13 protein-coding genes and 7 pseudogenes are annotated in these 23,934 nt (G+C 53.9%); 12 read left to right on the forward strand and 8 right to left on the reverse strand.

Annotation, left to right across the window (positions count from 1 at the left end):
* Positions 1-2: 2 nt before the first annotated feature.
* Positions 3-830, reverse strand: a complete 828-nt coding sequence (gene hdfR, locus ACQ86O_RS06305) for an HTH-type transcriptional regulator HdfR (protein WP_431224547.1) — start codon at positions 828-830, stop codon at positions 3-5.
* A 119-nt stretch (positions 831-949) separates the two neighbouring features.
* Between hdfR and ACQ86O_RS06310 the strand changes: the two are divergent.
* A pseudogene (locus tag ACQ86O_RS06310) lies at positions 950-1,287 on the forward strand (DUF413 domain-containing protein).
* A 28-nt stretch (positions 1,288-1,315) separates the two neighbouring features.
* On the opposite strand, the pseudogene ACQ86O_RS06315 reads toward ACQ86O_RS06310, so the two are convergent.
* A pseudogene (locus ACQ86O_RS06315) lies at positions 1,316-2,844 on the reverse strand (YifB family Mg chelatase-like AAA ATPase).
* Positions 2,845-3,186: 342 nt separating this feature from the next.
* Between ACQ86O_RS06315 and ACQ86O_RS06320 the strand changes: the two are divergent.
* From ACQ86O_RS06320 to ACQ86O_RS06355, 8 genes and pseudogenes are all read left to right on the forward strand, one after another.
* Positions 3,187-4,417: pseudogene (locus tag ACQ86O_RS06320) on the forward strand (MFS transporter).
* A 134-nt stretch (positions 4,418-4,551) separates the two neighbouring features.
* Complete coding sequence (gene ilvL / locus ACQ86O_RS06325) at positions 4,552-4,650, forward strand: ilv operon leader peptide (protein ID WP_431225664.1); 99 nt, start codon at positions 4,552-4,554, stop codon at positions 4,648-4,650.
* A gap of 141 nt (positions 4,651-4,791) precedes the next feature.
* A pseudogene (gene ilvG / locus ACQ86O_RS06330) lies at positions 4,792-6,437 on the forward strand (acetolactate synthase 2 catalytic subunit).
* The gene (gene ilvM / locus ACQ86O_RS06335) at positions 6,434-6,691 is read left to right on the forward strand and encodes an acetolactate synthase 2 small subunit (protein ID WP_431224548.1); all 258 of its coding nucleotides are present in this window, start codon (positions 6,434-6,436) and stop codon (positions 6,689-6,691) included. The pseudogene ilvG and the gene ilvM overlap by 4 nt, the downstream one beginning before the upstream one ends.
* Before the next feature lie 22 nt (positions 6,692-6,713).
* Positions 6,714-7,640 (forward strand): branched-chain-amino-acid transaminase, encoded by a 927-nt coding sequence (ilvE, locus tag ACQ86O_RS06340; protein WP_431224549.1) that lies wholly within the window; start codon positions 6,714-6,716, stop codon positions 7,638-7,640.
* A 327-nt stretch (positions 7,641-7,967) separates the two neighbouring features.
* The gene (gene ilvD / locus ACQ86O_RS06345; RefSeq protein WP_431224550.1) at positions 7,968-9,818 is read left to right on the forward strand and encodes a dihydroxy-acid dehydratase; all 1,851 of its coding nucleotides are present in this window, start codon (positions 7,968-7,970) and stop codon (positions 9,816-9,818) included.
* A 5-nt stretch (positions 9,819-9,823) separates the two neighbouring features.
* On the forward strand, positions 9,824-11,368 hold the full coding sequence (gene ilvA, locus ACQ86O_RS06350; RefSeq protein ID WP_431224551.1) for a threonine ammonia-lyase, biosynthetic: 1,545 nt from the start codon (positions 9,824-9,826) through the stop codon (positions 11,366-11,368).
* A gap of 21 nt (positions 11,369-11,389) precedes the next feature.
* Positions 11,390-12,091, forward strand: coding sequence for a DUF2461 domain-containing protein (locus ACQ86O_RS06355; protein WP_431224552.1), 702 nt, complete (start codon positions 11,390-11,392; stop codon positions 12,089-12,091).
* A gap of 744 nt (positions 12,092-12,835) precedes the next feature.
* Here the strand turns inward: ACQ86O_RS06355 and ilvY are convergent.
* Positions 12,836-13,717 (reverse strand): HTH-type transcriptional activator IlvY, encoded by an 882-nt coding sequence (gene ilvY, locus ACQ86O_RS06360; protein WP_431224553.1) that lies wholly within the window; start codon positions 13,715-13,717, stop codon positions 12,836-12,838.
* Positions 13,718-13,870: 153 nt separating this feature from the next.
* On the opposite strand from ilvY, the gene ilvC reads away from it, so the two are divergent.
* The gene (gene ilvC / locus ACQ86O_RS06365; RefSeq protein WP_431225665.1) at positions 13,871-15,346 is read left to right on the forward strand and encodes a ketol-acid reductoisomerase; all 1,476 of its coding nucleotides are present in this window, start codon (positions 13,871-13,873) and stop codon (positions 15,344-15,346) included.
* Between the two features lie 199 nt (positions 15,347-15,545).
* Here ilvC and ACQ86O_RS06370 read toward each other — a convergent pair whose 3' ends face one another.
* Together ACQ86O_RS06370 and ACQ86O_RS06375 are read right to left on the reverse strand one after the other, a co-directional pair.
* A complete protein-coding gene (locus tag ACQ86O_RS06370) occupies positions 15,546-16,478 on the reverse strand; it encodes a sugar kinase (protein WP_431224554.1) in 933 nt (310 codons plus the stop codon).
* A 170-nt stretch (positions 16,479-16,648) separates the two neighbouring features.
* Positions 16,649-16,873 (reverse strand): annotated as a pseudogene (locus ACQ86O_RS06375) (2-hydroxymuconate tautomerase family protein); the annotation flags it as partial.
* Between the two features lie 108 nt (positions 16,874-16,981).
* Here ACQ86O_RS06375 and pdeH point away from each other — a divergent pair.
* Positions 16,982-17,761 (forward strand): cyclic-guanylate-specific phosphodiesterase, encoded by a 780-nt coding sequence (gene pdeH, locus ACQ86O_RS06380; RefSeq protein ID WP_431224555.1) that lies wholly within the window; start codon positions 16,982-16,984, stop codon positions 17,759-17,761.
* Between the two features lie 108 nt (positions 17,762-17,869).
* Positions 17,870-19,915, forward strand: coding sequence for an AsmA family protein (locus tag ACQ86O_RS06385; RefSeq protein ID WP_431224556.1), 2,046 nt, complete (start codon positions 17,870-17,872; stop codon positions 19,913-19,915).
* A 188-nt stretch (positions 19,916-20,103) separates the two neighbouring features.
* Here the strand turns inward: ACQ86O_RS06385 and ACQ86O_RS06390 are convergent.
* From ACQ86O_RS06390 to yhjD, 3 genes and pseudogenes are all read right to left on the reverse strand, one after another.
* A pseudogene (locus ACQ86O_RS06390) lies at positions 20,104-20,855 on the reverse strand (CDP-diacylglycerol diphosphatase).
* A gap of 90 nt (positions 20,856-20,945) precedes the next feature.
* Complete coding sequence (locus ACQ86O_RS06395; RefSeq protein ID WP_431224557.1) at positions 20,946-22,268, reverse strand: MFS transporter; 1,323 nt, start codon at positions 22,266-22,268, stop codon at positions 20,946-20,948.
* Between the two features lie 340 nt (positions 22,269-22,608).
* Positions 22,609-23,615: pseudogene (yhjD, locus tag ACQ86O_RS06400) on the reverse strand (inner membrane protein YhjD).
* Between the last annotated feature and the right edge of the window lie 319 nt (positions 23,616-23,934).

Here is a 23,934-nt window from a genome sequence, read left to right on the forward strand (position 1 = left end):
CTTTAGCTTGCGGTATTTAGAGGTATTTTCAGCAGTTGGCGGATTAACGGCTGTTGATCGCTATTTTGCAGCCAGACGGCGTAGAGAGGGCGAATGATGGGCTGTATATCGGCTACGGCGGTAAGCTGTGAATACTCTTTTTCCCATTGGCTGGGGAGAAAAGCACAGCCACCGGTTGTTTCCAGCAGTTGACGAGTCAGGTGTGCCGAAGTGGTGGTCAGTACCGGCATACCGTCGCTGTCCAGCATACGGCTCTCTTGTTGGTGAAAATCGGCGCCCCATTCCAGTTTGATATAAGGCATTGGCGCTTGCTTCTCGCGCACAGATGAGGAAAACAAGCGTAACGAGAAATTACCTAACAGCTGGCTTGCCAGCTCATCCATTTTTGGCGGCTCGGTAGTGATCAGCAAATCGAGCTGCCTTTCATGTAGCTGTTTCACCAGCGAATGGCGTAGCGCCACTCTGGCCTCAAGCTGCAGGGCTTCCCGCTGCTGATAGAGTGATTGCAACCACGGGGTCAGATAAGCTTCCCATAGCGATGCGGTAGCACCGATGGAAAGTTCGGTGTTTTGTAGCGACCTCACCACCTCCTTCTTGGCAAGCTGCCAGGTGTTCATCAGGCTTTCCGCATAGGGCAGCAGCCGTTCTCCCGCAGGTGTCAGGCGGATGTTATTACGGTGACGGGTGAATAAATTCGCACCTAATTGATTTTCAAGCTGGCGGATGCGGAAACTCACCGCAGACTGCGTTAAGTACAGAGATTCCGCTGCTCGGCCAAAGTGACGCGTTCTACTGACCTCCAAAAAGGTTTTCAGTAATTCGGTGTCCACACCTGTCTCCAAAATTTTTTGTCGTTAAGATTTAAATGTTTTGTTTTACACAATGTCAAGCCTATCTAATACTCCGCGCCATAAACAGCACGGCCATGAGAGAATTAGGAGCGTGTCAGATGGCGGATAGCTTCAACACCAATAATCGTTTTTTTGATAATAAACACTATCCTCGCGGGTTCTCCCGTCACGGCGATTTCACCATTAAAGAAGCGCAATTGCTAGAGCGTTTCGGGGCTGCGTTCAACGAGTTGGATGCAGGTAAACGCCAGCCAGCCACTGAAGAAGAACAGTTGTTCGTTGCAGTGTGCCGTGGTGAACGTGAACCGGTAACCGAGCAAGAAAAAGTATGGTCTAAATATCTGGCGCGCACCCGCCGCCCGAAAAATTCCATACGCTGTCAGGTGGCAAGCCGCAAGCTGATGCGGTAGAAGACTACACTGAAAGCGACGATTGATCATCATGGGGCCTGTGGGCCCCATTTTTTATTCCACGCTGCCCAGGCTGCGGTGCAACTGTAGCAATAGACGATCCATACTGCGGTAACTGAGTGCCTCGCCGAGATGACGTTTATCGATGTCTTTTTCCCCGGCCAAATCTGCCAGCGTGCGCGCTACCTTCAGGATCCGATGCCAGGCACGAACCGACAACCCCAACTTATTGAGTGTTTTTTCCAGAAAGTCTGCTTCTGCCGCAGGCAAATGGCAGTCCCGATCCACTTCGCGGTTATTCAACAACGCATTTACCTTCCCTGCCCGAGCCAGTTGCCGTTCCCGAGCCAACAATACCCGCTGGCGTACCTGTAGGCTGCTTTCCCCGGTATTGCATTGTTTGCCGAGCATACCGGGCGGTAATAGCGGCACTTCGATCGATAAATCGAACCGATCGAGAAACGGGCCAGAAAGCCGCCCCAGATAGCGCAAAATCTGTTGGGGGGCGTGCGGTTGTGTATTCCCTGATAGTGCCCGGTTGGGCTCGGATTCATTGCCGCAATCAACTGCACTCTGGCAGGAAAGCGCACCTTGGCACTGACGCGTGAAATAACGATTTCACCGGATTCCAGTGGTTCACGTAGCGCATCCAGAACCCGCCGTTCAAATTCGGGTAATTCATCGAGAAACAATACCCCATTGTGCGCCATGGAGATTTCCCCTGGCCGGGGTAAAGTCCCACCGCCAACCAGGGCGGCCATCGAAGCACTGTGATGTGGCGCGCGAAAAGGCCGCTGGCGCCAAGGCAGGGTTTCATCCGGGTGATGCAACAGGCTGGCAACGGCGACGCTTTCCAGTGCTTCTCGATCGCTTAACGGTGGCAACAAGCCGTTGAGGCGGCTGGCCAGCATGGTTTTACCGGTGCCTGGTGGGCCAAGCAGCAACAGGTTATGACCACCGGCAGCGGCAATTTCCAATGCCCGTTTTGCCTGTTCCTGGCCGATGACATCATGCAGATCGGCGGTTTCGATCGTGGTTGCAGCTTCGGGGGTAACAGCGAACGGCAAATCGCTCTTGCCCTGCAGGAACGCGCAGACATCCAGCAAATGTTCAGCCACCCAGGTTTTGCTGTGGGGAACCAACCCAACTTCTTTGCCATTGGCCGCAGCCAGGATCAGTTCACGTTTTGCTTCGCTAGCCGCTATCGCCGCTGGGATCGCACCGTGGACGGCTCTTAACGCGCCGGAAAGGGCCAGTTCGCCGAGAAATTCGTAGTTCGCCAGTTTATCTGCAGGCAACTGCTCCGAGGCCGCCAGAATGGCGAGGGCGATGGGTAAATCATAACGGCCGCCTTCTTTGGGTAGATCGGCAGGGGCCAGGTTGACGGTGATGCGTTTGGCCGGGAAGGTGAACCCATTGTTGATCAGGGCACTACGTACCCGATCGCGAGCTTCTTTCACCGTGGTTTCCGGCAGACCGACCAGCGTGAGACCAGGCAGCCCATTACTGATATGGACTTCTACCATAACGGAAGGGGCCTGAACGCCGATTGTGGCACGGGTATAGATTACCGCCAGTGACATATTGCTCTCCTTACAGAAGGCAACATGATGCGGGATGTCACAGGTTACCGCGCTTGGAGAATAAGCAACTTGCGCGGCGGATGGCAGTTAAAATTAATTTATTTCAGTTACTTACTGCTGATTTTGCGTGTTGGCACGCATTTTACAGTAATAACCATTAACAATTACCGGATAATCGCAACAAATTAGCAGGCTAAGCAAGTTGCAACCAGAGAGTTAATGGGTGTATTTAACAATTAGTTAAAATAAAAATCACTTCATTAACAAAGCCCCGACCGCTACCGCACCTGTTGCGGCCGCCGCTAATCTTATGACTTTCTACTCTACGGTAGGGATAACATTATGTTTGGTTGGACTCCGCTGCAACGCAACGCGGCAATAGCCAGCTTTTCAAGCTGGACGCTCGATGCTTTTGATTTTTTTGTACTGGTATTTTTGCTCAGTGACATTGCCAAGGCCTTCCAGGTCGGGATGGAAGAGGTCACGTTGGCTATCTTGCTGACGCTGGCGGTACGCCCGATCGGAGCGCTTATTTTTGGCCGTGCGGCGGAAAAATATGGCCGTAAACCGATCCTGATGCTGAACATCGTGTTTTTCTCGGTATTTGAATTGTTGTCCGCAGCAGCACCTTCGCTGACGGTTTTCCTGTTGCTGCGCGTTCTTTACGGCGTGGCGATGGGGGGATTTGGGGCGTAGCTTCTTCGCTGGCTATGGAAACTATCCCAGATCGTTCCCGTGGCCTGATGTCGGGGGTCTTTCAGGCAGGCTATCCATTTGGTTATCTTCTGGCAGCGGTGGCTTATGGTTTGTTGTTTGAAATCATCGGTTGGCGGGGCATGTTTGTGATCGGGGCTGCCCCCATCCTGCTGTTGCCGTTTATTCACTATTGTGTGCAGGAATCACCGGTGTGGCTGGCAGCGCGAGCGCGCAAAGAGAGCACCGCTTTACTGCCGGTACTGAAGAGCCATTGGAAGCTATGCGTCTACCTGGTGTTGTTGATGGCGGCATTCAATTTCTTCTCTCACGGCACGCAGGACATGTATCCGGCCTTCCTCAAGATCCAACATGGTTTCGATCCTAAGACCGTCAGTATCATCGCAATTAGCTACAATATCGCGTCAATTATCGGCGGCATTTTCTTTGGAACCCTGTCAGAAAAAATAGGCCGTAAGAAAGCCATTATCATTGCCGCATTGCTGGCGCTGCCGGTGATCCCGCTGTGGGCATTCTCAAGCGGGTCGCTGATGTTGGGGATCGGGGCGTTTATGATGCAGTTTATGGTGCAGGGAGCGTGGGGGTGATCCCGACTTATCTCAACGAACTGGTGCCAGCGAATACCCGTGCGGTGTTGCCTGGTTTTGTCTACCAGTTAGGTAACCTGATTGCCTCCGTGAATGCGACGTTGCAGGCGACTATCGCTGAGCACCATGGGCAAAATTACGGCTTGGCCATGGCGATGATCGCCGGGACGGTGGCGCTAGTGATCGCGGTGCTGGTGTTCTTTGGCAAAGATACGCGCGGTAAAGCGATAGCGGTGGATGCCAGCACGCCGGGTATACAAGCTAACGTTTAGATTTATATGTAGTTTGTGTGAGGTATGACCAGAACGCGGCGAATAATAACGCAAAAAAAGTGTTGTCATTCTACCCGCTGCTATGGTAACTCTGTAGGCATTAGTTCGAAACGAGCACAGTGAACAACCCTATTATGAAAGCCCTAGCCCAAGTGATTAGCCTAGTCGTGATTAGCGTGGTGGTGATTATTATCCCACCGTGCGGGGCTGCACTTGGACGAATAAAGGCTTAGAAAACAAGCCGGAATCGCAAGATAACCCCCGCACCCTAAGGTCCGGGGTTTTTTTATGCCAAGAGAAAAGTGAAACAAGGAGCAGTGCATGAGTAACAGAACAAAATCCTGCGTTTTCCACAGCCAGGCGGGGAAATAATCATGAATGGTGCCCAGTGGGTAGTTCAAGCGTTGCGTGCGCAGGGGTAGACACCGTTTTCGGCTATCCGGGCGGCGCAATCATGCCGGTCTACGATGCGTTGTACGACGGCGGAGTAGAACACCTACTGTGCCGCCATGAACAAGGCGCAGCGATAGCGGCTATTGGTTATGCCCGCTCCAGCGGTAAAGTGGGCGTTTGTATCGCCACTTCCGGCCCGGGAGCGACCAACCTGATCACCGGGCTGGCCGATGCGCTGCTTGATTCGGTGCCTGTGGTGGCCATCACCGGTCAGGTAGGCTCTGGGCTTATCGGTACCGATGCTTTTCAGGAGATCGATGTTCTGGGCCTTTCCCTGGCCTGTACCAAACATAGCTTCCTGGTGGAATCTCTGGAAGCGCTGCCAGGCATCATGGCGGAAGCATTTGCCATCGCCACCAGCGGCCGCCCAGGCCCGGTATTAATCGACATCCCGAAAGACATCCAACTGGCCCATGGCGATTTACCCCCTCATCTGATGCCGGTGGAAGACGAATTGGCGCACCCGGTTGCAGAACTGGCGGCGGCAGCGCAATTGTTGGCACAGGCGAAAAAACCAATGCTTTATGTAGGGGGTGGCGTTGGGATGGCGCAGGCGGTAACGGAACTGCGTGAATTTGTCGCATGCACGCAGATGCCCACGGTGGCCACGCTGAAAGGGTTGGGCGCACCGGAAGCCAGCCATCCCTATTATCTGGGTATGCTTGGCATGCACGGGACCAAAGCCGCCAACTTTGCCGTGCAGGAATGCGATTTGCTGATCGCCGTGGGGGCCAGATTTGACGATCGGGTGACCGGTAAGCTGAACGCTTTCGCGTCGCAGGCCAAGGTGATCCACATGGATATTGACCCGGCCGAAATGAGCAAGCTGCGTCAGGCACATGTTGCCTTGCAGGGGGATTTGAAAACGCTGCTACCGGCGTTGCAGCAACCGCTGAATATCACCGCCTGGCAGCAACGGGTGGCTGAACTGAAAGAAATCCACCCTTGGCGTTACGATCATCCTGGCCAACCCATTTACGCCCCGCTGTTGCTCAAACAGCTTTCTGAACGTAAGCCTGCCAATAGCGTAGTGACAACGGATGTGGGGCAGCACCAGATGTGGGCAGCCCAGCACATGACCTTTGAACGCCCGGAAAACTTCATTACCTCCAGCGGCCTGGGGACGATGGGCTTTGGCATACCCGCAGCAATAGGGGCCCAAATGGCGCGCCCGAAGGACATGGTTTTCTGCGTGTCCGGGGATGGGTCCTTCATGATGAACGTTCAGGAACTGGGCACCATAAAACGAAAACAGCTGCCGCTGAAGATCGTCTTGGTGGACAACCAGCGCTTGGGGATGGTTCGCCAATGGCAGCAACTGTTTTTTGATGGACGTTACAGCGAAACCAACCTCTCCGATAACCCCGATTTTCTGATATTGGCCAGTGCCTTCGGCATTCCCGGCCAACGCATTACCCGTAAAGACCAGGTTGCAGACGCGCTCGATGCCTTGCTCAACAGCGAGGGGCCCTATCTGCTGCAGGTTTCCATTGATGAACTCGAGAACGTCTGGCCGCTGGTGCCGCCGGGCGCAGGCAACGAAACCATGTTGGAGAAAGTATCATGATGCAGCATCAAGTCTCGATCCAGGCCCGCTTCCGCCCTGAAATGTTAGAGCGCGTATTGCGCGTTGTACGTCACCGTGGCTTCCAGGTCTGTGCTATGAATATGGCGATGGGTATCAACACCGACGATATTAATATTGAATTGACCGTTGCCAGCCAGCGCCCTGTAGATTTACTGTCATCCCAGTTAAGTAAGTTGATGGATGTCTCCAGCGTTGAGATCCAGCAGCAAACATCACAACAAATAAGCGCCTGATGGCGCAGTAAGGAACAGAACAATGACGAAGAAAGCCGATTATATTTGGTTCAATGGTGAGATGGTTCCTTGGGCCGATGCCAAAGTACACGTGATGTCACACGCCCTGCATTACGGGACCTCGGTCTTTGAAGGCGTACGTTGCTACGACTCCCATAAGGGGCCGGTTGTCTTCCGCCACCGTGAACACATGCAACGCCTGCATGATTCGGCAAAAATCTACCGTATGCCGCTGACGCAAAGTATCGATGAACTGATGGAAGCCTGCCGCGCCACGTTGCGCAAGAACAATCTGGTCAGCGCTTATATTCGTCCGCTGGTATTTGTTGGTGATGTTGGTATGGGCGTTAACCCACCCGCTGGCTATACAACCGACGTGATTATCGCCGCGTTTCCTTGGGGTGCTTATCTGGGTGAAGAAGCGCTGGATCAAGGTATCGATGCGATGGTTTCTTCCTGGCACCGTGTGGCACCAAACACCATTCCTACCGCAGCCAAAGCTGGTGGTAACTACCTTTCTTCCTTGTTGGTGGGCAGCGAAGCACGCCGCCATGGCTATCAGGAAGGCATCGCGCTGGATGTTCACGGCTACATCTCTGAAGGTGCGGGTGAAAACCTGTTTGAAGTGAAAGACGGTGTTCTGTTTACTCCTCCCTTCACCTCTTCTGCACTGCCGGGCATTACTCGCGACGCGATCATCAAGCTGGCGAAGGATATGGGCTTTGAAGTGCGCGAGCAGGTACTTTCCCGCGAATCTCTGTACTTGGCGGATGAGGTGTTTATGTCTGGTACCGCAGCGGAAATCACGCCGGTGCGCAGCGTGGACGGCATTCAGGTGGGGATCGGCAAGTGCGGCCCCATCACCAAACAGATCCAACAGGCGTTCTTTGGCCTGTTTAGCGGCAAGACCGAAGACAAGTACGGGTGGCTGGATCCGGTTAATCAGTAATTTACCCGTCGTCTTTCAAGCTGCAGCGTTGTTATCTGCACAGCTATTCGGCCCATCCGTGGGCCTCACCCCTTACGGGCCGCTGTGTACAGCGTTCAAATCTGTTCCTGACAGATTTGTCACCCCAGTCACTTACAAAACGTAAGCTCCTGGGGATGAGATAGCGGGTCGCCTAGCAGTGCTATACAGGGATGTACGAATGCCGCGAGCGCAGGGATGCGCAAGAGCGGCCAGCTCGAAATCCATAGGGTAAAAAGAGCAGATTAGACAAGACTAAACGGGCGGTTCGTTCGCCGCCTGTAAATAATACATTTGGAGTGAAAAAGCATGCCTAAGTACCGTTCCGCCACCACCACCCACGGCCGTAATATGGCGGGTGCCCGCGCATTATGGCGCGCGACCGGGATGACCGACGCCGATTTCGGCAAACCGATTATTGCGGTGGTTAACTCATTTACCCAGTTTGTTCCGGGCCATGTGCACCTGCGCGATCTGGGCAAACTGGTTGCAGAACAGATTGAAGCCTCTGGCGGTGTTGCCAAAGAGTTCAACACCATTGCGGTGGATGACGGTATCGCCATGGGCCACGGCGGCATGCTTTACTCTCTGCCATCACGCGAACTGATCGCCGACTCGGTGGAGTATATGGTTAATGCCCACTGTGCCGATGCGATGGTGTGTATTTCCAACTGCGACAAAATAACCCCAGGGATGCTGATGGCATCGCTGCGCCTGAATATCCCGGTGATCTTTGTCTCCGGCGGCCCGATGGAAGCGGGTAAAACCAAGCTTTCCGATAAAATCATTAAACTGGATCTGATCGATGCGATGATCCAGGGCGCGAACCCGAACGTCAGCGACGCCGACAGTGCGCAGATCGAACGTTCCGCCTGCCCAACCTGCGGTTCTTGCTCCGGCATGTTTACCGCCAACTCGATGAACTGCCTGACTGAAGCGCTGGGCCTCTCCCAACCGGGCAACGGTTCGCTGTTGGCGACCCACGCCGATCGTAAAGAGCTGTTCCTGAACGCCGGTAAGCGCATCGTTGATTTGACCAAGCGTTACTACGAGCAAGACGATCTCAGCGCACTGCCACGCAGCATCGCCAACAAGGCGGCCTTTGAAAATGCCATGACGCTGGATATCGCTATGGGTGGCTCCACCAACACCGTGTTGCACTTATTGGCGGCCGCACAGGAAGGTGAAATCGACTTCACCATGGAAGATATCGATCGCCTGTCCCGCAAGGTGCCGCATCTGTGCAAAGTGGCACCAAGCACCCAAAAATACCATATGGAAGATGTGCATCGCGCTGGTGGCGTGCTGGCTATTCTGGGCGAGTTGGATCGCGCCGGTTTGATGAATCGCGATGTCGATAACATCCTGGGGATGAAGCTGCCCGAAACGCTGGAAAAATACGACATCATGCTGACCAAAGATGATGCCGTGAAGAAGATGTTCCGCGCGGGTCCGGCAGGCATCCGCACCACCCAGGCATTCTCGCAGGATTGCCGCTGGGACACGCTGGACGACGATCGTGCTGATGGCTGCATCCGTTCATTGGAGAATGCCTTCAGCCTGGAGGGTGGCCTGGCAGTGCTGTACGGCAACATGGCGGAAGATGGCAGCATCGTAAAAACCGCCGGTGTCGACCAGGACAACCTGACCTTCCGTGGCCCGGCAAAAGTTTATGAGAGCCAGGACACGGCGGTTGAAGCGATCCTGGGTGGCAAAGTGGTCGCAGGCGACGTAGTGGTGATCCGCTACGAAGGGCCAAAAGGCGGGCCGGGCATGCAGGAAATGCTCTACCCGACGACCTATCTGAAATCCATGGGCCTGGGTAAAGCCTGTGCGTTGATCACTGACGGCCGCTTCTCCGGCGGTACTTCCGGTTTATCCATTGGTCACGTTTCTCCGGAAGCGGCCAGCGGTGGCCTGATTGCGCTGGTCGAAGAAGGGGACATGATCGACATCGATATCCCGAAACGCAGCATGGTGCTGGATGTACCAGAGAGCGTACTGGCAGCACGACGTGAAGCCGAACTGGCGCGTGGTGATTTGGCCTGGACACCAACAGCACGTGAGCGCCAGGTTTCTTATGCGTTACGGGCTTACGCCACGTTGGCTACCAGCGCCGATAAAGGCGCAGTGCGCGACAAGAGCAAGCTGGGAGGCTAAACGTCATGGCGGTATCGCAAGTTTTACCCGAAGCCCCCGGTGGCGCGGAATATTTGCGGGCGGTTCTCCGCTCGCCGGTTTACGAGGTGGCTCAAGTCACCCCATTAGAGGCGATGGACAAGATCTCTTCACGCCTTGGCAATACCATTCTGGTGAAGCGGGAAGATCGCCAGCCGGTGCACAGCTTCAAGTTGCGCGGGGCTTATGCAATGGTTGCCAGCCTGAATGAAGAACAGAGAGCCTGTGGCGTGATCACCGCATCTGCGGGGAATCATGCGCAAGGTGTTGCGTTTTCGGGCAACCGGTTGGGGATCAAAACCCTGATCGTGATGCCGGTGGCGACTGCTGATATCAAGATTGACGCCGTGCGTAGTTTCGGCGGGGAAGTGTTACTGCACGGTGCCAATTTTGATGAAGCCAAAGCCAAGGCGATCGAACTTTCGCAACAGCAGGGCATGACTTTCGTACCCCCATTCGATCATCCTGCGGTGATTGCCGGGCAAGGCACTTTGGCCTTGGAACTGCTGCAGCAGGACGCGCATCTGGACCGGGTTTTTGTGCCGGTCGGCGGCGGCGGCCTGGCGGCAGGAGTCGCGGTCCTGATCAAGCAACTGATGCCACAAATCAAAGTGATTGGCGTGGAAGCTGAGGATTCAGCCTGTTTGCGAGCGGCGCTGGATGCTGGGCAACCGGTGGATTTGGCTCGCGTCGGGCTGTTTGCCGAAGGCGTGGCGGTGAAACGCATCGGTAATGAAACCTTCCGTCTGTGCCGTGAATACCTGGATGATGTGATCACCGTCGACAGTGATGCCATCTGCGCAGCCGTAAAAGATCTGTTTGAAGACGTGCGGGCAATCGCTGAACCTTCTGGCGCTTTGGCGTTAGCGGGGCTGAAAAAATACGTGCAGCAGCACAATATTCAGGGCGAACGGCTGGCGCATATCCTTTCCGGCGCCAACGTGAACTTCCATGGCCTGCGCTACGTGTCTGAACGCTGTGAATTGGGCGAACAACGTGAAGCGCTGCTGGCAGTGACCATTCCAGAGCAGAAAGGCAGCTTCCTCAAGTTCTGCCAACTGTTGGGTGGCCGGGCGGTAACTGAATTCAACTACCGTTATGCCGATGCTGACAACGCCTGCATCTTTGTGGGTGTGCGGTTAACCAGAGGCCATACCGAACGGTTGGAAATCCTCGATGAACTGAACCGTGGCGGTTATCAGGTGGTGGATCTGTCTGACGACGAGATGGCGAAGCTGCACGTGCGCTACATGGTTGGCGGGCGGCCTTCGAAACCGTTGCATGAGCGTCTGTACAGCTTTGAATTCCCGGAATCACCGGGTGCCTTGCTCAAATTCTTGCAAACGCTGGGGACTCACTGGAATATTTCTCTGTTCCATTACCGCAGCCACGGCACCGATTTTGGTCGTGTGCTGGCAGGTTTTGAGCTTTCGCAGATCGAACCCGAGTTTGAGCAACACCTTAAGGCTCTGGGTTACGATTGCCACGATGAAACCGATAACCCGGCGTTCCGTTTCTTCCTGCAGGGTTAAGACTCGCGACAAGGACAGCATATGGCTAATGAGTTCACCGGCTTCAGCCAGCAAGGGTTGAATTTTCTTCAGCAAGTGCGGATCGAAAATGACAAGGAATGGTTTGATGCCAATCGGGGCGTCTATGACCGTGAGCTGTTAACCCCGTTTCGTATGCTGGTGGACGCACTGAGCCCGGCGATGCTGCAGATTGATCCGCAGTTCGAAACGCGCCCGGCAATTGGCAAAACGCTGTCACGCATCCATCGTGACACGCGTTTCTCCCACGACAAATCCCGCTACCGCAGCCGGATGTGGCTGACCTTCAAACGGCCAAGCAAAGACTGGAAAGATGCACCGGTCTATTTCTTTGAACTGGGGCCAGACATGCTGCGTTATGGCCTGGGGTATTACAGCGCCAACAAGCCGACGATGGATTTATTCCGCCACACGCTGCTGCGCAGGCCCCAGCCGTTTTTAGAGGTGGCCGGGTGCTGCCGTGCGCCATTTGAACTGGTTGGCGAGAGCTACAAACGCCCGTTGGTGAAAGAGCAGGCGGCAGAAATTGCCACCTGGTACAACCGCAAATCCTTTGCGGTCATGGCCTCCGATACCCAGGTAGAAAAACTGTTCAGCGCCAATCTGATCGCCATCCTGGTACAGGGTTTTCAGCAATTGGAGCCGCTCTACCACTGGCTGATGCAGGTAGAAGCGATGAAGCAGGTCGATCCGGAAGACCTCTAATACCCGTCGTCTTTCAAACCGTAGCGTTGTTGGCAGCGTTCGCGTACCCCAGTCACTTACTTGAGTAAGCTCCTGGGAATACGCGCACTTGCCGCCTAGCTACAATTTGAAATCCATAGGGTATTTACTGTTGTCGTCTTTCAAACCGTAGCGTTGTTGGCAGCGTTCGCGTACCCCAGTCATTGACTTGAGTAAGCTCCTGGGAATACGCGCACTTGCCGCCTGGCTACAATTTGAAATCCATAGGGTATTACTGTTGTCGTCTTTCAAACCATAGCGTTGTTGGCAGCGTTCGCGTACCCCAGTCACTGACTTGAGTAAGCTCCTGGGAATACGCGCACTTGCCGCCTAGCTACAATTTGAAATCCATAGGGTATTTACTGTTGTCGTCTTTCAAACCGTAGCGTTGTTGGCAGCGTTCGCGTACCCCAGTCATTGACTTGAGTAAGCTCCTGGGAATACGCGCACTTGCCGCCTAGCTACAATTTGAAATCCATAGGGTATTTACTGTTGTCGTCTTTCAAACCGTAGCGTTGTTGGCAGCGTTCGCGTACCCCAGTCATTGACTTGAGTAAGCTCCTGGGAATACGCGCACTTGCCGCCTAGCTACAATTTGAAATCCATAGGGTATTACTTTGTCGTCTTTCAAACCGTACGCTGTTGGTTACGGCTTGAAATCCATAGGATATTTTCGAGTTGTCATAAACGGGTTCATTGAATTCGTTGCGGCAATAGCGCCGTTGTTTATAGCAACTGCCAAAACGCTTCGATCAGCGGTTCGTTAAGGCGTTTTTTCTGTACGCAAACACCCAGTTCGAAGGGTTCTACCAGCGAGATATTCTCCAACAGGGAAATCCGGTTGCGTACCGGCTCCGGGCTGTTGTCTACCACTACGCTGGGGATCAGCGCAATGCCGCAGCCTAATGCCACCATCGAAACAATGGCTTCGTGGCCGCCAACGGTGGCGTAAATCAGCGGATTGCTGATGCGCTGGCGGCGGAACCACAGTTCGATGCGTTTTCGTGAAGGGCCATGCTCCGGCAAAATAAACGGCATATTGGCCCAGTCGGGCTGATCGGCAAACGCCAGCGTGCGCACTGCGCAAGGCAACGCTGGGGCAATAAGTACCAACGGGATCTCCCCGATTTGGGTAAAGGCCACGCTGGTGGGCAGCATCTCTGGCCGCCCGGCAATACCGAGATCGGCTTCGTTGGATTGCACTTTATCCACCGCATCGGCGGCATCGCCAGTGGTTAACTTGATTTCCACCAGCGGATGCTGAGCCCGGAAGCGATCGAGGATCGGCGGTAAATGGCTGTAAGCGGCAGTTACCGAGCAGAACAGGCGGAGTTCACCGCTGAGCGAAGGGCCATGCTGGCCAAGCGCATGTTTCAACTGCTGATATTGCAACAGGGTTTGTTGGGCAAAGGCTTTCAGTTGTTCGCCAGCATCGGTCAGTTGCACGGTGCGGTTATCACGCAGAAACAGCGTTTGACCAAGAATTTCTTCCAGCCGCTGGATCTGGCGGGACAGCGTGGAAGGGCTGACGTGCATAGCTTTGGCGGTACGGCCAAAGTGATGACTTTCAGCAAGATGCAGGAACAGCTTGAGATCACGCAAATCCATATCAGTACGCTCGCAGCAGGAGTGTTGCAAAAATTGCAATGTCACATTCGTAATATATCAATTTAAGCAACGCAATTCCTGTTATACATTGAGTTTAACGAATCCCGCACAGATAAGGCGGGGATGAAAATAACATCTGACTGGAGTATCACCATGGCTAACTATTTCAACACATTGAACCTGCGTCAGCAGTTGGCGCAATTGGGTAAGTGCCGTTTCATGGCGCGTGACGAATTTGCGGATGAAGCCAGCTACCTGAAAGGTAAAAAAGTGGTGATTGTCGGCTGTGGCGCGCAGGGGCTGAACCAGGGTCTGAACATGCGTGACTCCGGTCTGGATATCGCCTACGCATTACGTCAAGAAGCGATCGCAGAGAAACGCGCTTCATGGCGTAAAGCGACCGAAAATGGCTTCAAAGTAGGTACCTACGAAGATCTGATCCCACAGGCCGATCTGGTGGTTAACCTGACTCCGGACAAGCAGCACACTTCTGTTGTCCGTGCCGTACAGCCGTTGATGAAAGATGGCGCTGCGTTGGGTTACTCCCACGGTTTCAACATTGTTGAAGTGGGCGAGCAGATCCGTAAAGACATCACCGTGGTGATGGTTGCACCGAAGTGCCCAGGTACTGAAGTGCGTGAAGAATACAAACGTGGTTTCGGTGTCCCGACGCTGATCGCGGTTCACCCGGAAAACGATCCAAAAGGCGAAGGCATGGCGATTGCCAAAGCATGGGCGGCAGCCACCGGTGGTCATCGTGCAGGCGTGCTGGAATCTTCCTTCGTTGCTGAAGTGAAATCCGACCTGATGGGCGAGCAGACCATTCTGTGCGGTATGCTGCAGGCGGGCTCTTTGCTGTGCTTTGACAAGCTGGTGTCTGAAGGCACCGACGCGGCTTATGCAGAAAAACTGATCCAGTTCGGCTGGGAAACTATCACCGAAGCGCTGAAGCAGGGCGGGATCACCCTGATGATGGATCGTCTGTCCAACCCGGCGAAACTGCGCGCTTATGCCCTATCAGAGCAGCTGAAAGGCATCATGGCACCGTTGTTCCAGAAACACATGGACGACATCATCTCTGGTGAATTCTCCAGCGGAATGATGGCTGACTGGGCGGCAGACGATGTGAAACTGCTGACCTGGCGTGAAGAGACCGGTAAAACGGCCTTCGAGAACGCCGCGCAGTTTGAAGGCAAAATCAGTGAGCAGGAATACTTCGATAACGGCGTTCTGATGGTTGCAATGGTGAAAGCGGGCGTTGAGCTGGCCTTCGAAACCATGGTGGATTCCGGCATCATCGAAGAGTCGGCTTACTACGAATCACTGCATGAGCTGCCGCTGATCGCCAACACCATCGCGCGTAAGCGTCTGTATGAAATGAACGTGGTTATCTCTGACACGGCGGAATACGGTAACTACCTGTTCTCTTATGCTGCAGTTCCGTTGCTGAAAGAGTTTATGACCACTCTGCAGGCGGGCGATCTGGGTAAATCCGTCGCTGGCACTTCCGTTGATAACGCGCAACTGCGTGACGTGAACGAAGCCGTGCGTAACCACCCGATCGAATCCGTTGGCCGCAAACTGCGTGGTTATATGACCGATATGAAACGTATCGCGGTAGCAGGCTAAATACCCGTCGTCTCTGCACTATCTCACCCCAGTCACTGACTAGAGTAAGCTCCTGGGGATGAGATAGTTTGGCGCCTGGCTACAACGTGAAATCTATAGGGTATTAAGATTGGTTTTCGAGTCCAATAAACTCGACGTATGGAACCAACCAGAAAGGCCAGCATCGTTGCTGGCCTTTCTCATTTCTGGCGATCAGGAATTACTGCGGCATTGCCTCGCGTGGGATAATGGCTCCACGATACTGGATCACCGTGCTGGCGGTCAGGTGGCCGCGTTCGGCGGCACTCACCGCATCTCCACCTGTCAGGCGCACGGCAAGATAACCGGCGCTGAAAGAATCACCGGCGGCAGTAGTATCAATCACTTTCTCTTTCGGCAGTTTTACCGCCGGAACGTCATGGGTTTCCCCCTCTGCACTGAAGACCAGGCAGGAATCTGCTCCGCGTTTAATCACAATCTCGGTCACGCCAAAGTCGCGAGTACGGCTGACTACCTGCTCAACCGGCTGCTTACCCCACAGCAAATCCTCATCATCCAGCGTCAGGAAGGCGATGTCGGTACAGGAAAGGATGTCGCGGTAGGCCTGCTGGGTTTCTTCCTGGCTCTGCCACAGGCGTGGCCGGTAGTTGTTATCAAAGATCACTTTCCCGCCGTTAGCCCGGCATTGGCGCAGCAAGGCCAGCAGTTTTACCCGGCTGCCCGGGTTGAGGATAGCAACGCTGATGCCACTCAGATACAGATAATCAAACTGCGCCAGCCGTGCGGATATGCTCTCTGCCTGCGGGCTATCCAGCCAGTAGCGGGCAGCCGCATCGTTGCGCCAATAGTAAAAGGTGCGCTCGCCGGTATCGTCGGTTTCGATGACGTATAGCCCCGGCAGTTTGTTTTCCATTTGCTGGATCAGGTCGGTATTCACCTGTTCCTGCTGCCAGGCCTGCAGCATTTCCCGGCTGAAGCTGTCGGTGCCCAGTGCGGTAACGTAATGGACATTCAGCGCCTTTTGGGGAACCTGGCGGGCAATATAAACGGCGGTGTTGAGGGTGTCGCCGCCAAATCCGCGGCTGAGATCTGCGCCTTTCTGCGACAGTTCGATCATGCATTCGCCGATCACGGCGAGGTTTTTGCTGTTCATGATAATCCCTGGCTAACAATGAGTCTGGTTGATGCGAGTTGCATCCAGTCTCAACGCAAGGGCGGGGTGAGTCAATAGAAATAAAACGCCGTTTTAATTAGTTTATGATCGCGATCGGGAAACCTGAAGTTTCCCGTCGAAGTTCTGGGGGTTACTTGGCTGCGGCACGCGAGATCGGTAACGCATTTGCCGCCGATACCCCAATTATCGGTTTCCACTTCATCGATCACCACCACGGTGGTTGCCGGGTTTTTGCCCAGCGTATCGACCAGCAATTGAGTCACGCCGGCGATAAGCTGCTTTTTCTGTTCGGCTGTTGCACCTTCACGGGTGATTTTGATATTGACGTAAGGCATCTGTTTTTCCTCTTTTATTAATTGATAGTGGTATTGAATGTAGAGGGCTTTTGCCGTGGCTTAAAGTTTTAATGTGCGTTGCCGATAATCGGAAAGATGAAATACCGACAGTGGTATCGTTTTCATTCTCTAATGGCAATAGTACCGATGATAACCAACACCATCTCTGGTCTACTGACGCCATTTTTTGCCGTCTGGCAGCGTACCAAAGTGTCCCGCTACTGGCGGCAGTGCCAGCGTTTATATACTTTTCAACCCATTTACCGCACCTGCGGCAAACTACTGGCGATAGAATTGCTGACGGCAGTCCATCACCCGGCCACACCGGGCACTCCTTTGTCACCTGAGCACTATTTTGCCGCGCTAGGGTTGCGCCAGCGATTGGCCATTATTCACGAGCAGCTCAATCTCTTGCAGCAATGGCAAGCAATGTTTATCCGCCATAGGCTGATGGTCTCGATCAACATTGACGGCAAAGCGTTACAGGCATTGCAGCGGCACCCGGCCATGCAACGGCAAATCAGCGTTATGCCTTATCTGCGTTTTGAGCTGGTGGAGCAGGCGGATAACGCAATCAATGAGCCATTACGGCAAATCCCAGGGGCAGAACGCCTGTGGCTCGATGATTTTGGCAGCGGGTTGGCAAACTTCTCGGCGGTCAGTAACTGGCGATATCAGCATATTAAAATCGCGCGTGAACTATTTACGTTGCTTAAGCAAAACGAAGAAGGGATCCAACTGTTTTTCACCCTGGTGCGATTGATGAGTCAGCACAGCGATGGAGTGATTGTTGAAGGGGTGGAAACTGAGCAGGAATGGCTGCTTGTGCAGCGTTCTGGCGCGTTTGCTGCCCAAGGGTATTATCTTCGCCGCCCCGCATATTTCGACCAGCTCAAAACCCTGCCTATGCTGTTTATTGCCCCATGACCTGATTCATCCCGCGGTAAAGCGTGAACTCTGGCCCATCCTCGGCTAGGCTTTTACCAAGGCTGCTTATCAATTTTGGCAGCCAGCTATCGCTTCAAGGGAGCCGTTATGACAAGAACAGGCAAGGTTTTCAGCTGGGTTGGCGGCATTGTGCTGCTGGCAATCGTGGTTCTGGCGGTGTTTATCGCCACCTTCGATTGGAACCGTCTCAAACCTACCATCAATAGCAAAGTCACTGCAGAGTTGCAGCGGCCTTTTGCTATTCGTGGCAATCTGGGCGTTGACTGGGCGCGACAAAAGGATGAAGGCGGTTGGCGTGCCTGGGTGCCGTGGCCACATATTCATGCCGAGGATATTGTGCTTGGCAACCCGGAGACGATACCGGGTGATGAGATGGTCACGTTGCTGCGCGTTGATGCTTCCATCGCGCCGCTGGCGCTGCTGGGTAAAGAGGTGCTGATCCCACGTATCTGGCTGAAGCAGCCGAATGCCTCATTGCAGCGGTTGGCGAATGGCGAGAATAACTGGACCTTTAACCTGGCCAACAGTGCCGATAAAGATCCCAATAAGCCACAATCGGACTGGTCGGTAAATATTCACGATATCGTATTCGATCGTGGCCAGATTGATTTTAAAGATGCCACGCTAAAAGCCGATTTCCAGGCGTTGATCGACCCACTCGGTAAACCTCTGCCCTTTAGCGAAGTCACCGGCAAAGCGCAGGAGGGCAAAGCACAGGCGCCGGATTATGTCTTCGGCTGGAAGGTGAAGGGAAAATACCATGGCGAAGCGCTGTCTGGCAGCGGCAAGATTGGCGGGATGCTGTCTTTGCAAAACGCAGATATTCCGTTCCCGCTGCAAGCCGACGTTCGTTCTGGCAGTACTCGGGTGCAAGTGGCTGGAACCCTGTCCGATCCGCTGAACCTGGGCGGCCTGGATCTGCAGTTGAAATTCTCCGGTGACAGCCTGGGGAATCTGTATGCGCTGACTGGCGTGCTGTTGCCTAATACTCCTCCTTACTCCACCGATGGCCATCTTATTGCCCGGTTGCACCAGCCGGGTGGCGCAGTATTTGAATATCAGAAGTTTGGTGGGAAAATTGGCGACAGTGATATTCACGGCAGCTTGAAATACGTTGCCAGCCACCCTCGGCCAAAGCTGAGTGGTGAGGTGGTTTCCAAGCAGTTGCGTTTCGCCGATCTGGCACCCTTGATTGGTGCGGATTCCAACCAGCAGAAAGCCAATCGCGGTGAGAAAACCCGCCAGCCGAGCGACAAAGTGTTACCGGTTGAGAAGTTTGAAACCAAAAGCTGGGGGGTGATGGATGCCGATGTCAAATTTACCGCCAAACGTATAGAACATGGCAGTTCGCTCCCGCTGAGTGATTTGTATACCCACCTTCAACTGGAGAATGCGGTGCTCCTGATGGATCCGCTGCGTTTCGGTGTCGCCGGCGGTAATCTCAACTCCACCGTGCGCCTCGACGGCAGCAAGAGCCCCATGCAGGGGCGGGTGGATATGCATGCGCGTAAATTCCAGCTCAAACAGCTATTGCCCAATGTCGAGTCGATGCAACGCAGCCTTGGCGAACTGAATGGCGATGCCAAACTGACCGGCCAGGGTAACTCGGTGGCCGATTTACTGGCAACCAGCAGCGGTGATATGCGCCTGTTGATCAATGACGGAGTGATCAGCCGCAGCCTGATGGAAATCCTCGGCCTTAACGTAGGTAACTATCTGGTGGCGCAGTTGTTTGGTGATGATGAGGTGGGGATCAACTGCGCAGCGGCGGATGTGGGTATTCATAGCGGGGTGGCCACGCCGCGCCTGTTTATCTTTGATACAGAAAATGCCGTTATCAACATCACCGGCAACACCAATTTCGCCACCGAGCGCCTGGATCTGTCAATCGACCCTGAAAGCAAAGGGATGCGGGTGCTGACCTTGCGCTCACCACTGTACGTCAAAGGGACGTTTAAACATCCGGATGCCGGGGTGAAGCCTGGGCCATTGATTGCCCGCGGTGCTGCAGCGGTGGCACTGGGCATTGTAGTTGCACCGGCGGCGGCGTTGCTGGCTCTGGTCTCACCGAGTGACGGTGGCCAAGAAAATCAGTGTGGCCAGATCCTGCAGCAGATGAAAAACAAGAAGTAGCCTATTGGGGCAGCATGACGGCATGCCCGGCAGTTACGCATCAAAAGGCTCAATAAGGCATCCCCCTGTTTGTGGGAATGCCCTGCTCCCTTTGGGAGAGGGGCGTTCCCTTCACCCTGACCCTCTTCCCGAAGGAGAGAGAACTGACGGGGCGCAGCTGAAAACATACCCTGGGGTTGCCCCGATTTTTACCGCAATATCTGGCAACTGTGATCCTGGATCTCTTCGGCAGAAGCCAGATTCAATTGCCACAGATTACGTTTGACGGCCAGCAGCAGGAAATCACCTTCCGGCAAGGCGGTCATCGCCATGCCATAGCTGCCCATATTGTCTTTGGCCCCTTCGACACCCTGAGCCAATAATCTAAATGCACCTTGTTGTTTCAACTCGGTAACGGTGACGCGGCGGACCAGATAAGCGTGATCCCGCAACCCCCGAGCAGTGGTTGCCATTGTTCGCTGAAATCCCCTCGCAATTGCGCCAACCGCTCTTTTACCTGCGGTTGCAGGCAGGAAATATGAATATGCAGTTGATTCTGCGTCCGGCCATATTCAGAGTTTATTGCCAGCGAGATAGCGGCATCATCGATCGGCTTACCGTATTTATCCGTCATAAAATGCCTGGCTTGCCAGGCTAATGCGAAAAAGTTGGCGGTATCAGGTTGTAAAACCTGCGGGCTTTCTATGCCGGTGATTTTGGCCGTTGGCATCAGCAGGTATTGCAGCGGCCCGTTACGATCTTTCAAAACCACAAACCCAGCCTGTTCATCGACTTGTGCGCAAGGGGCCGGGTTGCGGTTTTGCTGCTGATTGGGCAGGCACTGCAGGCTGATGATGTACCACAAGGCATTCGGATTGGCCGGTTTCAGCCAGAAATAGAGAGTAATGGCGATAATGGCCAGCAACGCAACGCACAAGCAGAGCCAACGGCGCAAAGACATAACGGGTATCCCGTAACATAAGACGAGTCAGCATAGACGTATTATATGACAGCAGACAACCGGCCCCTGCAGGCAGGGGCCGGGGAGATATTACAGTGTTTTATGGCGGGTTTCTTTCATCAGCAACAGCGCGATCAGCGTCAGGCTGGCCATTGCCGCCAGGTACATGCCAACGTAGAACAGCCCAAAGTTATTGGCCAGCCAGGTTGCGATGTAAGGCGCTACCGAAGCCCCCAGGATCGAGGCGACGTTGTAAGAGAACGACGCGCCGGTGTAGCGTACTTCGGTTGGGAACAGTTCTGGCAGCAAGGCGCCCATCGGGCCAAAAGTCAGGCCCATAATGCTCAACCCCAGCAGCAGGAAAGCCATAACCAGCATCTGGTTGCCGGAGCCCAGCATGCTTGGGAACAGGAACGCAAAACCGATCATCAGCAGGGTGATCACAATCATGGTTTTGCGGCGGCCAAAGGCATCTGCCAGCAGGCCGGCAACCGGTACCATCACCCCAAAGCCAATGACCGCCACCATCAGCATCCACAGGAAACTGTTGCGTGAATAGCCCAAACCCAAGGGTTCAGCGGCGGTCCCGTAGGTCATTGAGTAAACGGTCATCAGGTAAAACAGCGTATAGGTGGCCAACATAATGAAGGTACCCAGGATGGTGGCCTTCTTGTGCTGGCTCAGCAGAGTACCGAGCGGGACCTTCACCTGCTTACCCGCTTTGGCGACCTTGGCAAACACCGGTGTTTCATGCAGAGAAATACGCACATACAGGCCAACCAGTACCAGCGCGGCAGACAGAATAAACGGCACGCGCCAGCCCCAGGTCATAAACTGTTGATCGGTTAGCAGCCAGGAGAGCAGCAGAAAGGTGCCATTAGCGAAGAAGAAGCCGATTGGTGCCCCTAACTGCGGAAACGAACCATACAGCGCGCGTTTGTTCGCCGGTGCATTCTCAGTGGCCAGCAAGGCAGCCCCACCCCATTCGCCCCCCAGGCCCAAACCTTGGCCGAAGCGAGCCAGCGCCAGCAAGATCGGGGCAAAAATACCGATGGTTTCATAGCTTGGCAGCAGACCGATCAGCACGGTGGAAATCCCCATGGTCAGCAGCGAGGCAACCAGAGTGACCTTACGCCCGACACGATCGCCAAAGTGCCCGAACAGCGCAGAACCGATTGGCCGTGCCACAAAAGCAATGGCAAAGGTTGCCAGCGATTGCAGCGTTGCGGCCGCAGGATCGCCTTGCGGGAAGAAGATATGGGGGAATACGATCACTGCGGCGGTGGCGTAAATATAGAAATCAAAGAACTCGATGGCGGTACCGACCAGAGAGGCGACAATGACTTTTCCCCGGGAGTTAACCGGGGTTGACGCTTCTTCGGCGTCCAGAGTTGTTGCGATGGAGGCGTGCATAGATATTTCTTATATTTTGAATGTGTAAAAATCCATCTTAGTCATAGCGAAATGCCTTTTCAACGGAGCAACCGTGGGGCAATCTGGTGATTAACCCTTTAAAAAGATTAATGTTTTAGTTGGATCGTTTTCTGTGGTCTTAAACGTGGCTAAATCGCTAATATTCAGAGATAAAGACTGGGAAATAGCTAAAGAAAAGTCATGGGGTAGTTTGTTATGCTGGTTTTTAGGTGTGACAGTTTCATTTTTGAAATTATAAACTGCTTTTGGTTTTATTTTTAGAATAAAAAACCAGTCGTAAAGTCACGACTGGCATGAATGCAATGCTTGCGGCCGTAAATCACTTCACCTCTGGCAGGGTTTTATCCCCTTTATACTGTGCCGTTGCGATCCAGGCGGCGCAAAACAGCGTCAGGCGGGCAAAGAAGTAGAAGAACGCCATCAAACCAATCACCGAGCCAAAAGCAGCGCCAGAAGGCGATCTGGCGACCTGTGGCAGCGTCATGGTCATCACAAACTTGATCACTTCAAAGCCAATGGCGGCGATCAGCGTGCCGCGCAGCAGCGCTTTTTCTTCGGCTTGTGGCGTGGCAGCATCCAGAAAATCCACAAAAACAGCAGGTAGTTGGCAAAGATGGAAATGGACAACGCAATCAGCGTCATCGCGGGTCGGAGCCATTCAATACCATCCAGCCCCAGTGCTCGGACAATCGCCGCTTGGGCAGAACCGGCAATGGAGGTCAGCGACAGTGTGACGATCAGTGCCACCACCAGGCCGGTGAGTGAAATAAAGTCGCGAGTGTAGCGGAAATAGAATTTCTCCTGATCCTGCGGATTACGTTCCCAGACGTCCCGCGATTGGGCGCGGATTGCTTCACGCAGGTTACCCATCCAACTGATACCGGAATAGAGCGCCAGCGCCAAACCGGTCAGGCCAACGGTGGTGCGCTGTTGAATGGCGGTGTTCACCGTGTTTTTCAGCGTGCTGGCCAGGACGGGGTCGCTGATGCTGTTGACGATTTTATTAATAAGTTCGGCCAGCAGGTCCGGGTTGGAGGCCAGTACAAAACCCACAGCGGCAAACGAAACCATCAGGATGGGGATCAGTGACAGAAACGAGAAATAGGTGATAGCTGCCCCAAACTGGCTGCCAAGGCGATCGTTAAAGCGTTCGGTGGCACGCAGCAAATGGGCAATGCTTGGCCAGGCTTGAATGCGTGCCACCAGGCGGGAAAATCCAGAGATGCCGTTATCCAGTTTCTGATGGCCGGTCTTGATGGCAATCAGCGGCTTCTCTGTGTTCTCAGGTTGCTGCTGTGCGGTTTCTTTATCTGTTCCAGTAGGCATTACGCAATGATGTCCTTAACGATATACCCGCCGTCTTTCAAGCTAACGCTGTGTTGTACAGGGAGGTACAAATGTTGCGGGCGCAGGGATGCGCTTGAGCGGCCAACTCGAAATTCATAGGGTATAAAAAATAGCATGTCCTTGATTATAGCTAAATGCGCCCCCGATTTGACCGTAGTGGGGCCAGATTGGGTCAATTCTGATAACGGCGAGAGCCGCTTCGTTTCATTTTGTACCATTCACCATACATATTCTTTTCACCTGAGACCTTCAATTTTTATCTATCTAACCGCCAGGAAGGCTTTTACTCATCTTATGG

The sequence above is a fragment of the Serratia sp. L9 genome, assembly GCF_050632285.1.
GTDB lineage: Bacteria > Pseudomonadota > Gammaproteobacteria > Enterobacterales > Enterobacteriaceae > Chania.